9 protein-coding genes are annotated in these 12,069 nt (G+C 70.3%); 4 read left to right on the forward strand and 5 right to left on the reverse strand.

The annotated features are described in order from the left end of the window. The 3 genes from B0W88_RS24620 to B0W88_RS24630 all read left to right on the forward strand — a co-directional run. Positions 1-2,963: efflux RND transporter permease subunit (locus tag B0W88_RS24620; protein WP_077037254.1), on the forward strand; the 2,963-nt coding region annotated here is incomplete at its 5' end. After that, complete coding sequence (locus B0W88_RS24625) at positions 2,960-4,321, forward strand: efflux transporter outer membrane subunit (RefSeq protein WP_077037255.1); 1,362 nt, start codon at positions 2,960-2,962, stop codon at positions 4,319-4,321. The genes B0W88_RS24620 and B0W88_RS24625, both read left to right, overlap by 4 nt. A 76-nt stretch (positions 4,322-4,397) precedes the next feature. Then, positions 4,398-5,798, forward strand: coding sequence for a YdgA family protein (locus tag B0W88_RS24630; protein WP_083749044.1), 1,401 nt, complete (start codon positions 4,398-4,400; stop codon positions 5,796-5,798). Between the two features lie 49 nt (positions 5,799-5,847). Here the strand turns inward: B0W88_RS24630 and B0W88_RS24635 are convergent, their stop codons facing one another. From B0W88_RS24635 to B0W88_RS24655, 5 genes are all read right to left on the reverse strand, one after another. Next, a complete protein-coding gene (locus tag B0W88_RS24635; RefSeq protein ID WP_198937930.1) occupies positions 5,848-6,054 on the reverse strand; it encodes a cold-shock protein in 207 nt (68 codons plus the stop codon). 185 nt (positions 6,055-6,239) lie between these two features. Continuing rightward, positions 6,240-8,333 carry a molybdopterin-dependent oxidoreductase gene (locus tag B0W88_RS24640; protein WP_083749045.1) on the reverse strand — a complete coding sequence of 698 codons (2,094 nt, stop codon included), beginning with the start codon at positions 8,331-8,333 and terminating at the stop codon, positions 6,240-6,242. A gap of 90 nt (positions 8,334-8,423) precedes the next feature. Beyond that, a complete protein-coding gene (locus B0W88_RS24645; protein WP_077037258.1) occupies positions 8,424-9,188 on the reverse strand; it encodes a LytTR family DNA-binding domain-containing protein in 765 nt (254 codons plus the stop codon). Between the two features lie 20 nt (positions 9,189-9,208). Beyond that, positions 9,209-10,351, reverse strand: a complete 1,143-nt coding sequence (locus B0W88_RS24650) for a histidine kinase (RefSeq protein ID WP_083749046.1) — start codon at positions 10,349-10,351, stop codon at positions 9,209-9,211. Next, positions 10,348-11,448 carry a sensor histidine kinase gene (locus B0W88_RS24655; RefSeq protein WP_077037260.1) on the reverse strand — a complete coding sequence of 367 codons (1,101 nt, stop codon included), beginning with the start codon at positions 11,446-11,448 and terminating at the stop codon, positions 10,348-10,350. Before B0W88_RS24655 ends, B0W88_RS24650 begins: the two co-directional genes overlap by 4 nt. 80 nt (positions 11,449-11,528) lie before the next feature. On the opposite strand from B0W88_RS24655, the gene B0W88_RS24660 reads away from it, so the two are divergent. Then, positions 11,529-12,069 (forward strand): alpha/beta fold hydrolase (locus tag B0W88_RS24660; protein ID WP_144006942.1); only part of this gene is annotated, 541 nt, incomplete at its 3' end.

The following is a 12,069-nucleotide window of genomic DNA, read 5'->3' on the forward strand; positions in this document are numbered from 1 at the left end:
CGCCCGGCCTGGCCTATATCGAATCGGTCAGCCAGGCCAACGGCACCGCCTCGATCACCACCACCTTCGAGCCCGGCACCAATATCGACCTGGCCCAGGTCGACATCCAGAACCGCCTGTCGCGCGCCACGCCCCGCCTGCCGGCGGCGGTGACGCAGCAGGGCGTCAAGGTCGACAAGTCGCGCTCGAACTTCCTGCTTTTCGTCACGCTCTCGAGCAAGAACGGCAAGCTGGACCCGATCGCGCTGGGCGACTACGCCTCGCGCTACATCGTCCCGGAAATCCAGCGCCTGCCCGGCATCGGCCAGGCCCAGCTGTTCGGTACCGAGCGCGCCATGCGCATCTGGATCGACCCGGCCAAGCTGGTCGGCTACAAGCTGAGCACGGCCGAGGTCAACGCGGCCATCAGCAAGCAGAACGCGCTGGTGCCCGCCGGCTCGATCGGCGACCTGCCCAACCCGAGCAGCCAGACCACGACGGCCACCGTTGTCGTGACCGGCCAGCTGACGACCGTCGAGCAGTTCGGCAAGATCGTGCTGCGCGCCAACGCCGACGGTTCCACCGTGCGGCTCAAGGACGTGGCCCGCATCGAACTGGGCGGCCAGGGCTACGGCTCCTACTCGCGCCTGAACGGCCAGCCGTCCACCGGCATCGGCATCCAGCTCTCGCCCACCGGCAATGCGCTGGCGGCCGCCACGGCGGTGAAGGCCCGCATGGAAGAGCTGAAGCAGTACTTCCCTGAAGGCGTGATCTACGAGGTGCCGTACGACTCGTCCAAGTTCGTCAAGATCTCGATCTCGCAGGTCGTGGAGACGCTGATCGAGGCGGTGATCCTGGTGTTCCTGGTGATGTACCTGTTCCTGCAGGACTGGCGCTTCACGCTGATCCCGACGCTGGTGGTGCCGATCGCGCTGCTGGGCACCTTCGGGGTGATGTACGCGCTGGGCTACTCGATCAACGTGCTGACGCTGTTCGGCATGGTGCTCGTCATCGGCATGCTGGTGGACGATGCGATCGTGGTCGTGGAGAACGTCGAGCGCATCATGAGCGAGGAGGGCCTGGAGCCCCGCGCCGCGACGCGCAAGGCGATGGGCCAGATCTCCGGCGCCATCGTCGGCATCATCGTCGTGCTGACGGCGGTGTTCCTGCCGATGGCCTTCTTCTCCGGCTCGGTGGGCAACATCTACCGCCAGTTCACGGTGTCCATCGTCTCGGCGATGCTGATCTCGGGCTTCATGGCGCTGTCGCTCACCCCGGCGCTGTGCGCCACGCTGCTGAAGCCGGTCGAGGCCGGCCACCACCACGAGAAGCGCGGCTTCTTCGGCTGGTTCAACCGCGGCTTCTCGCGCACCGCCAAGGGCTACGAGGGCTGGGTCGCCAAGCTGCTGAAGCGTGCGGGCGTGATGATGGTCGCCTACCTGGCGGTCATCGCCGCCGTGGGCTGGATGTACCTGCGCATGCCGGGCTCCTTCCTGCCGAACGAGGACCAGGGCTACCTGATCGTCAACGTGCAGCTGCCCCCGGGCGCCACGACCAACCGCACGGAAGCGGCGGTCAAGGCGGTCGAGGACTTCATGCACAAGCAGCCGGAAGTGGCGGACACGATCGGCGTGATCGGCTTCAGCTTCTCGGGCCAGGGCCAGAACGCCGCGCTGGTGTTCGTGCCGCTGAAGCCCTGGGAAGAGCGCAAGGGCGCCGAGCACAGCGCCAGCGCGCTGGCCGGACGGGCCTTCGGCGCGATGATGGGCGGCGTGCGCGACGCCTTCATCTACCCGCTGTCGCCGCCGCCGATTCCCGAACTGGGCACCGCCACCGGCTTCGCGCTGCGCATCCAGGACCGCGGCGGCCTCGGCCACGAGGCCCTGCTGGGCGCGCGCAACCAGATGCTGGGCATGGTCCAGGGCAGCAAGATCATCACCGGCATGCGTCCGGACGGCCTGGAAGACGCGCCGCAGCTGCAGATCGAGGTGGACCGCGACAAGGCCAACGCGCAAGGCGTCGGCTTCGACGCGATCGCCAACGTGCTGGGCACCGCGGTCGGTTCGGCCTATGTGAACGACTTCCCGAACCAGGGCCGCATGCAGCGCGTGGTCGTGCAGGCCGAGCAGGCCGCGCGGATGTCGCCGGAGGACCTGCTGGCGCTGAACGTGCCGAACTCGCAGGGTGCGCCGGTGCCGCTGGGCTCCTTCGCCACCACCAAGTGGATCACCGGCCAGATGCAGGCCACCCGCTACAACGGCTACCCGGCGATGCGCCTGGCCGGCGACGCGACGGCGGGCCACTCCACCGGCGAGGCGATGGCCGAGATCGAACAGCTCTGCCAGAAGTTGCCGCAGGGCATCGGCTGCGAGTGGACCGGCCTGTCGCGTGAAGAAAAGCTGTCGGGCGCGCAGGCGACCATCCTGCTGGCCTTCTCGCTGCTGGCGGTGTTCCTGTGCCTGTCGGCGCTGTACGAGAGCTGGTCGATCCCGTTCGCCGTGCTGATGGTGGTGCCGCTGGGCATCCTCGGCTCGGTGATGGGCGCCACGATCCGCGGCATGCCCAACGACGTGTACTTCAAGGTCGGCCTGATCACGATCATGGGCCTGTCGGCGAAGAACGCGATCCTGATCATCGAGTTCGCCAAGGACCTGCAAGCCTCGGGCAAGAGCCTGGTCGAGTCGGTGCTGGAAGCGGCGCACCTGCGCTTCCGCCCGATCCTGATGACCTCGCTGGCCTTCATCCTGGGCGTGGCCCCGCTGTTCTTCGCCAGCGGCGCCGGCTCGGCGAGCCAGCGTGCGATCGGCACCGGTGTGCTGTCCGGGATGATCTCGGCCACGGTGCTCGCGGTGCTGTTCGTGCCGATCTTCTTCCTGGTCGTGCGCCGCATCTTCAAGGGCAGCGAACGTCAGCGCAAGCTGGCCGCCCATGAGTTCGAGCACGACGACAAACCTGCCTCGCCGGGCGCGGGGGAACCTGTATGAAATTGAAGTTAGCACTCCTGAGCGCGTGCCTGGCCCTGGCGGGCTGCGTGAATCTCGCGCCTGACCACAAGCGGCCCGAAGCCTCGGTCGCTTCGCAATGGCCCGCGGCTTCGGCTACCGCCGGCACGCCGGCCACCGAGCTCGGCTGGCAGAGCTTCTACGGCGGCGACGCGCGCCTGCGCGAGCTGATCGCGCTCTCGCTGGCGAACAACCGTGACCTGCGCGTGGCTGTCCTCAACGTCGAGCAGGCCCGGGCGCAGGCCCGCGTGGCCGACGCGAGCCGCTACCCGACCCTGAGCGGCGGCTTCATCGGCAACGCCACGCCGGCCTCGGGCACGATCGCCCACACCTACCAGTTCGGCGCCACGGTGTCCGGCTACGAGGTGGACCTGTTCAGCAAGGTGAAGAACCAGAGCGACGCGGCCACCGCCCGCTACCTGGCCACTGCCGAAGGCCAGCGCGCCGCGCAGATCACGCTGGTAGCCGGCGTGGCCTCGGCCTACCTGGCGCTGCAGGCCGACGAGGAACTGCTGCAACTGGCGGCCGACACGGTCACCTCGCGCGACGAATCGCTGCGCCTGAACAAGCTCAAGTTCGATGCCGGCGCCGCCTCCTCGGTGGACCTGAACACCGCCGAGTCCTCGGCGGCCCAGGCCCGCGCCGCGCTGTCGCAGGCCGAGCGCCAGCGCGCGCAGGACCTCAATGCGCTGACCCTGCTGGTCGGCCAGCCGCTGCCGGCGGCACTGCCCAAGGGTCAGGTCTTGTCCGACCTGAAGCTGGCCGACATCCCGGCCGGCCTGCCCTCGCAGGTGCTGGCCGCGCGGCCGGACGTGCTGCAGGCCGAGCAGACGCTCGCCGCCGCCGAGGCGAACGTGGGCGCCGCCCGCGCCGCCTACTTCCCCAGCATCCAGCTGACCGGCAGCTACGGCTTCGCCAGCACCGCGCTGAAGAGCCTGTTCGACGGCACCGCCTGGACGTGGACCATCAATGCGCTGGCGCCGATCTTCGACGCCGGCCGCACCAAGGCCAATGTCGAGGCGACGAAGGCGGCCCAGGGCATCGCCGTGGCGCAGTACGAGAAGGCCGTGCAGACCGCCTTCCGCGAAGTGGCCGACGCGCTGGCCGGCCGCGCCACCTACGGCGAGCAGCTCGCCGCCCAGCAGCGCCAGGCGGTGGCCGCCACCGAGACGCTGCGCCTGGTGGACCTGCGCTACCGCAATGGCGCGTCCAGCAGCCTGGACCTGCTGAACGCCCAGAGCAACGCCTTCGCCGCGCAGCAGGCACTGGTGCAGGTGCGCCTGGCCGGCCTGCTGAACTCCGTGCAGCTCTACAAGGTGCTGGGCGGCGGCCTGGTGTGAATCTGCACCTGTGAGGTGGCGCGGTCCGCCGCGCCACCTACCATCGCCGCTCCGATCAGAACGGGGAGTAGCGACGATGGCGATAAGCAGTGCAGCAAAGGTGGCGACGGGAGTCGCCGTGGTGGGCGTGGCGTGGCTGGGACTGACCTGGTTCACCGGCCGCAGCTTCGAGCAGGGCTATGACGCCCAGCTCGCCGAAGCGCAGAAGAAGTACCCCTTCCTGAAGCTCACCGAGCTCCACAAGGACACCGGCCTCACCGGCGGCCGCTACGGCGGCAAGCTGCAGTTCGCCTGCGGGCCGGCCGCCGGCGCGCAGCCGCTGACCGTGGCCTTCGAGCACGAGGTGCAGTACGGTCCCTTCCCGGGCTTCAGGCATGTCGGCGCCGCCCACGTCAGCACCCGCGTGAGCGCGGAGCCGGGCTTCAAGGTCGAGGGCATCCAGTCCAGCTACGGCTACGGCGGCGGCTTCGACACCAGCTGGCGCCTGCCGGCGGGCGCGCAGGCGCTGCCCGGCGAGCAGGGCAAGCTGGCCTGGTCCGACATGGATATCGCGGTCTCCGGCCGGCGCGACGGCTCGCAGCTGCGCTACCGCTGGGCCGCGCCCGAATTCACGATGGCCTTCGCGGGCAGCACGGCCCAGCCGGCCATGGGCGCCGGCAGCATGACGATGAAGGGCCTGCTGGTCGAGGGCGAGTCCAGCGGCAGCAATCTGTGGCTGCGGCCGGGCACGCAGAGCGTGGCGATCGACCACCTTGAGAGCCACAACAGCGGCCCCGGCGGCACCAGCGTCGGCATGGTGATGGACAAGCTCGCGATCAAGGGCGGCGCCACGCTGGCCCAGGAACTGATGGACGTGCAGGGCAGCTACACGATCGGCAAGATCAGCGTCTCGCCCGGCGCGGGCCAGCCGATCGAGCTGGCCAATATGGACCTGCAGCTGAGCCTGAAGCGGCTGGAGGTCGCCGCGATCGAGAAGGCGATGCAGCAGTTCATGGACTCGCTGGGCCAGGGCTGCGGCACGGCCAAGGATCCGCAGGCGCTGAACGCGATGCTGATGCAGGCAGTGCAGCAGTTCAGCGCGGCGGGCAAGACGATGCTGCTGCGCGACCCGAGCTACTCGATCGACAAGTTCGCGGTGGACTTCGGCGGCAAGCGCGGGGAACTGTCGGCCAGCCTGGCCATCGCCGGCCTCAAGCAGGCCGACCTGGACGGCCCGCCCGAGGCGCTGAGCGCCAAGGTCGCGCAACTCGTCAGCGCCAGCGCCAAGGGCCGCGTGCCGCTGCAATGGCTGGCGGCCGGCGCGCAGGGCCTGCCGCCCGAGCAGGCCAAGGAGCAGGCCGAACTGGTCGCCGCCTCGGTCGTGCAGCGCGGCATGGCGCAGCGCGACGGCGAGTTCCTGGCCAGCAGCTTCAGCTTCGCCAAGGGCGAGGCGCAGGTGAACGGCAAGACGGTCTGGCAGGTGCCGCCGCAACAATGAAAAAAGCCGGCTCGAGGAGCCGGCTTCTTGCTTCAGCGGGAGCTGAGGATTACAGCGCGCGGATGTTCGCGGCTTGCAGGCCCTTGGGGCCCTGCTTGACTTCGAACTCGACGTTGGCGCCTTCGGCCAGCGTGCGGAAGCCGCCGTTGTTCTTGATTTCGCTGTGGTGGGCGAACAGGTCCTTGGAGCCGTCGGCCGGCGTGATGAAGCCGTAGCCCTTGCCGTCGTCGAACCACTTCACGGTGCCGTTTTGCAGGGTCGTCATTTCTTGAAAAACCTTCGAATTACAGATGTTGAATCCCGTCGGCATGCACGACGCCGCCGGGGGTAGAAACACTCAAGATCAATCGGGGAGTTGAAGCTGCCTCTGTGGGGCAGTTTGAAGACCTTGGAGAAAGGTCTTGTGCGGTTCTTGGGCGGGCAATGTAGCACAGCACCGCGTCAGTGCGAGGGCAGGATTTCCACCAGCACGCCGCTGAGCACCGCGTTGCCCGACAGCGGATCGCGCAGCCGGTCGTCCAGCAGGGCGTTCATGTTGACGCCCGGTCGTTCCGCGGCGCGGGAGAGGCGCGAACCGGGCAGGTCGTGGCCCCAGCCGTGAGGCAGGCTGACGACGCCGGACATCAGGTCCGTCGTCAGCGCCACCGGCGCCAGCAGCTCGGCGGCGCCGGCCTTCAGCCGCGCGATGGCGCCGTCGGCCAGGCCCAGGCGCTCGGCGTCCGTCGGGTTCATCAGCAGCGTGCAGCGCTCGGGCCCCTTGGCCAGCACCGGCAGGTTGTGCATCCAGCTGTTGCCGGAGCGCACGTCCCGGCGGCCGATCAGCAGCATGCCGTCGGGTTGCGGCGTTAGTAACGCCTCGTTGACATGGGCGAGCTCGGCCAGCAGCTGCGGCGGCGCCAGCTCGATGCGGCCGCTCGGCGTGCGCAGCAGCTCGGGGATGCGCGGCTGCAGCGGGCCGAGGTCGATGCCGCCGTCGCTTGCCTTCACCTGGTCCAGCGTCAGCCCATAGGGCCCGTGGCGCAGCGCCTGGTCGATCAGCGCCTCCGGCCCGGGCATCGCGGCGGCCTCGGGATCGAACAGCGCGGCCAGGCGCAGCAGCGTCTCCCATTCCTGTGGCTGCCCGGCGGGCGGCGCGAACACCGGGCCGCTGAAGCGCGCGTGGTTGCGGTGCGAAAGCTGGGGGAAGGCGACGTCGTAGTGCAGGTCTTCCAGCGGGGAGAGGCCGGGCAGGATCACGTCGGCGTGGCGGCTGGTCTCGTTGAGGTAGATGTCCAGGCTCACCATGAAGTCCAGGCCTTCGAGCGCGCGCGACAGGCGGGCGCCGTTGGGCGTGGACAGGACCGGGTTGGCGGCGATGGCGATCAGCGCCTTCACCTGGCCGGCGCCGGCAGTCTCGATCTCCTCGGCCAGCAGCGTGATCGGCAGCTCGCCGAACACCTCGGGCGCGCCGCTGACCCGGCTCGCATGCCGGCCGGTGCGCACGCCGCGCCCCGAGCCCGGCGCGCCCGCCGTGTTGGCGGCGAAGGCGGCGGCCTTGGGGAACATCGCGCCGCCGGGTGCGTCGAGCTTGCCCGTCAGCACGTTGAGCGCATCGATCAGCAGGCTGTTGAGCGTGCCGAAGCGCTGGGTGCAGGTGCCCAGCCGCCCGTAGACGCAGCCGCGCGGCGCGTCGGCCAGCTCGCGGGCCAGGCGACGCTGGGTGGCCGCATCGATGCCGCAGCCGGCGACCATGCGCTCGGGCGTGAAGGGCAGCACCGCCTCGCGCAGCGCTTCGATGCCGTTCGTCCATTCGGCCAGCCGGCCGGGCTTGGCGAGCCCCTCGTCGAACAGCGTGTGGACCAGGCCCAGCAGCAGGTACACGTCGCCGCCGGGGCGGATCGCCAGGTGCTCGTCGGCCTGCGCCGCGGTCTCGGTGCGGCGCGGGTCGACGACGACGATGCGCCCGCCGCGCTCGCGCATCGCCTTGGCCTTGCCGCGGTAGTCGGGCACGGTCCAGAGGCTGCCATTGCTGACCATCGGGTTGGCGCCCAGCATCAGCAGGTAGTCGCAGCGCTCGATGTCCGGCACGGCGATGGACAGCCAGTGGCCGAACATCAGGCCGGCGCCGAGCTGCTTGGGCATCTGGTCCAGCGTGGAGGCGGAGAAGAAGTTGCGCGTGCCCAGCGCCTTGATCAGCCGCGGCACGTAGGCCAGCAGGCCGACCTTGTGCGCGCTCGGGTTGCCCAGCACCAGGGCCAGCGCATCGGGCCCGTGCTGCTCGCGGATCGCCACCAGGCGGCGTTCGATCTCGGCGAAGGCCTCGTCCCAGCTCGCCTCGACGAAGGCGCCGTCGCGCTTGATCAGCGGCGTGCGCAGCCGGTCCGGGTCCTCGTGAAGGTCCTTCAGCGAGAAACCCTTGGGGCAGATGTAGCCGTGGCTGAACACGTCCTGCCCGGCGCCGCGTATGCCGATGACCTTGTCGCCCTGGGTGCGGACCTCGAGTCCGCAGCAGGCTTCGCACAGGGGGCAGATGCGGTAGTGGCTGAGCGTTTCCATGATCGTGTCTCCGGCGTCTGTCTCGATGGTGCCGGACGATTGTGGAGCGCCGCCATGACGTCGCACGTCATGAGGGCGACAGCGGGCCGCTCACATTTGCCGGAACAAGTGCGTGTAGCTTTCGGCGACCAGCAGCGCCTCGCCGCGGGCCTTGAGCTTGAGCTGCATGCGGCCGCGGAAGTCGCGGGTCACCGCTTCCACCGCGCTGGCATTGACCAGCGTCGAGCGGTGGATCTGCCAGAACTGGTTCGGGTCCAGCTCGTCCACCAGCTCCTTCAGCGGCTTGCGGATCAGCGCCTCGCCCTCGCGGGTGGCGACCCGGGTGTACTTGTTGTCGGACTGGAAGTAGAGCACCTCGTCGACGGTGATCAGGCGCAGCGTCTGGCCCACCGAGGCATTGATCCAGCGCAGGTAGTTGCGGCCGTTGCCGGCCGGGCGCGGGCCGGCGAGCTGGTCCAGCGCCTGGTGCACGTTCTGCGCGTATTCGGCCGGCGGACCGGCCAGGCGCTGGCGTACCCGGCTGATCGCGGTGAACAGCCGCGCGGCGGAGAGCGGCTTGAGCACGTAGTCGACCGCGCCATGGTCGAAGGCCGCCACCGCGTACTGGTCGTAAGCGGTCACGAACACCACATGGCTGCGCGCGCCGACCTGGCGGGCCACGTCCAGCCCGGTGGCGCCGGGCATCTGGATGTCGAGGAAGAGCACATCGGGCTGGTGCTGGTCGATCATGCGCAGCGCCTGCACGCCGTCGGCCGCCTCGCCGACGATGGCCAGCTCCGGCCACAACTGGCCCAGCTGCTCGACCAGCTCGTGGCGCAGGGTCTCCTCGTCTTCGGCGATGACGGCGGTGGGCATGTGCGGATCGCTCCTCGTCTTCAGGTTCTCGGGCTCAGCTGCAGCACGAAGCGGGTCTCGCCGGCGGTGGTCTCGCTGAGCAGGCGGGCCGGGCCGGGGCTCAGCACGCGCACCCGCTCGGCCAGCGCCTGCAGCTCGGCATCGTCGCCGGCGAGGCCGGGGCGGTCGAAGCTCAGGCGCACCCGCAGGCCGCCGTCGGCCGTGGTCTCGGCCGTCAGCTCGCACCGGGCCGGCGGCCTGTTGCTAACGGCCAGCCTCAGCGCACGCTGCAGCAGCGGCAGCAGGATCATCGGCGGCACGCCGGCGCCGCGCAAGGCCTCGGGCCAGTCGGTGGCGAAGGCCATCGGCGGATGGCCCAGGCCCTGCAGCACGGCCAGGTAGCTGGCCAGCAGTTCGGCCTCGGCGTCCAGCCGCGTCGTGCCCGGCTCGCGCAGGCGGGGCAGGGCGACGCGCAGGTGGCGGATCAGCTCCTCCATGCGGGCCGGCGCGGCCTCGTCCCCGCGGGCATAGGCCTGCTCGATGTCGACCAGCGCATCGAACAGCAGCTGCGGCTCCACCTGGGCCTGCAGCGCGGCCAGGCGGGCGGCCATCGCGTCGCGGCGCAGCTGGCTGTGCTCGTCCAGCAGGCGCTGCATCGAGAGCTCGCTGCGCCGGCGGCGCTGCAGCAGCTCCAGCACCGCCACCAGCATCGCCATCACCATGAAATCGGAGAGGATGTTCCCGGCCAGCGACATCGCGCCCATGTCGCTCACCGGCGGCAGGCCCTTCTTGGCCCGCATCAGGTCGCCGATGGTCGGCCAGGGCAGCATGTGGATCAGCGGCGTCAGCGCGACGTTGGTGAGCAGCGCACCGGCCAGCGCGGCCATGGCCAGCCGCAGCGGCCGGCGCGGGTGGGTGATGGCGCTGCGGTCGGCCGGCAGCCAGGCGGCCAGCAGCAGCACGCTGGCGATCACCGGCACCGCCAGCCGCGTCAGGATGGGCAGCAGCTTCTGCGGCTCCATGCCCAGCTCCAGCAGCGAGGTCAGGTCGATCAGCGCCAGCAGCGCGCCGGTCAGCGTGAACAGGCCCAGCTCGCGGAGCTTCAGCGAGCGCCAGGAGGCCAGCAGGTGGCCCAAGGCCGCCGCGGGTGTGATGCCGCGTGGCACCGGAAGCGCTGCGCTCATGCCGCCGCCTGCAGCGGCATGCGCACCCGGGCCACCACGCCGCGCGGCTGGGCCGCTTCCAGCTCCAGCGCCGCGCCGCTGCCGAACAGCGCGGCCAGCCGCGCGCGGGTGTTGGCCAGGCCCACGCCCGAGCCGCCGCTGCCGGCGAAGCCCTGGCCGTTGTCGCGCACCTCCACCGCGATCTCGCCGCTGCCGCTGGCGTGCGCGCTGATCTCGATGCGGCCGCCCTCGGGCAGCGGTGACAGGCCGTGCTTGATCGCGTTCTCGACCAGCGTGGGCAGCACCATCGGCGGCAGGCGCATCGCCAGCAGCCCGGCATCGGCCTCGATGTCGAAGGACAGGCGCTCGCCCATGCGCATCTGCAGGATGGTCAGGTAGTTGCGCACCAGCTCCAGCTCCTGCCCTAACGTGGAATCGCAGCGGCGCATGCTGGGCAGGGCGGCGCGCAGGTAGGCGATCAGGCTCACCAGCATGTCGCGGCCGCGATCGGGCGTGGTGGCGTACAGGCGCTTGACGTTGGCCAGCGTGTTGAACAGGAAGTGCGGCTCGATCTGCGCGTTCAGCGCCGAGACCTGCGCCTCCATCTGCTGGGCGGCCAGGGCCTCGCGCTCGCGGGCGGCCAGGCGCAGCCGGTCGATCGCCGCATGCTCGGCGCGCACCGAGCGCAGCAGCACGTAGGCCATGCAGCCCAGCACCGTCCACAGGCCGGCCGTGGAGACGAACCAGCCCCACATGAAGTGGGCCTTCGGGTCCCCGTAGTTGACGGCATAGTGGCGCAGCACCGCGCCGCCGCAGGCGCCGACGGCCACCGCCAGCACCTGCACCGCCAGCGCCCGTGCGCCCTGCGCCCAGGCGCGGCCGGTCAGCAGCGCTTCGGCCAGCGCGATCATCAGCAGGATCCCCAGCCCGGTGATCAGCGACTGGCGGGTGAACTGCACCAGCGAATAGAGCCACTCGCCCAGCGGCATCGGCTCGTAGTCATACCAGGCCAGTTCGCGCGAGAGCGCATGCAGCAGGCAGAAGTAGTAGACGGCCGCGATCATCCGCAGGTTGAAGACCCGCAGGAAGGCGGCGGCTGGATCGGCGCGAGGGCTCATGGTCGGCATTCTCCTGCGCGGGCGGCGCGCCGGCGTGCCCTTGCGACGAAATGGCCGCGGCCTTGGCTAAAGTCGGGCCCATGAGGATCGAGATCGAAGCCGGCGTGAGATTGTTCGTGGACATGGAGGGCCCGGGCCTGGTGCCCGACGGCCCGTCGATGCGGGAGAAGCCCACGCTGATCTGCATGCACGGCGGCCCGGGCTTCGACCACTCGGCCTTCAAGCCCGGCTTCTCGCGCCTGGCCGACCTGGCCCAGATCGTCTACTACGACCACCGCGGGCACGGCCGCAGCGACCCGCGGCCGCGCGAGGAGTGGACGCTGGACACCTGGGCGGACGACATCGTCCGTCTATGTTCGGCGTTAGGGATCGAGAAGCCGATCGTGCTGGGCCAGTCCTTCGGCGGCTTCGTCGCGCAGCGCTACATCGCCCGCCACCCGGGCCATGCGCGCGGCGTGATCCTGTCCAGCACCTCGCACCACGGGCGGCTGGAGCGCAAGCTGGCGATGTTCGAGCGGCTCGGCGGGCCGGTAGCGCGGGCGCTGGCCGAGGCCTTCTGGACCCGGCCCGACGCCGCCACCTGGCGCGCCTACTGGGACGGCTGCCGCGCGCTCTACAACA

This window comes from Pelomonas sp. KK5 (assembly GCF_001984095.1).
Lineage (GTDB): Bacteria > Pseudomonadota > Gammaproteobacteria > Burkholderiales > Burkholderiaceae_C > KK5.

Coding starts and splice junctions, on each gene's coding strand:
- B0W88_RS24625 (WP_077037255.1), top strand. CDS start 2,960: ATGAAATTGAAGTTAGCACTCCTGAGCGCGTGCCTGGCCCTGGCGGGC.
- B0W88_RS24630 (WP_083749044.1), top strand. CDS start 4,398: ATGGCGATAAGCAGTGCAGCAAAGGTGGCGACGGGAGTCGCCGTGGTG.
- B0W88_RS24640 (WP_083749045.1), bottom strand. CDS start 8,333: ATGGAAACGCTCAGCCACTACCGCATCTGCCCCCTGTGCGAAGCCTGC.
- B0W88_RS24645 (WP_077037258.1), bottom strand. CDS start 9,188: ATGCCCACCGCCGTCATCGCCGAAGACGAGGAGACCCTGCGCCACGAG.
- B0W88_RS24650 (WP_083749046.1), bottom strand. CDS start 10,351: ATGAGCGCAGCGCTTCCGGTGCCACGCGGCATCACACCCGCGGCGGCC.
- B0W88_RS24655 (WP_077037260.1), bottom strand. CDS start 11,448: ATGAGCCCTCGCGCCGATCCAGCCGCCGCCTTCCTGCGGGTCTTCAAC.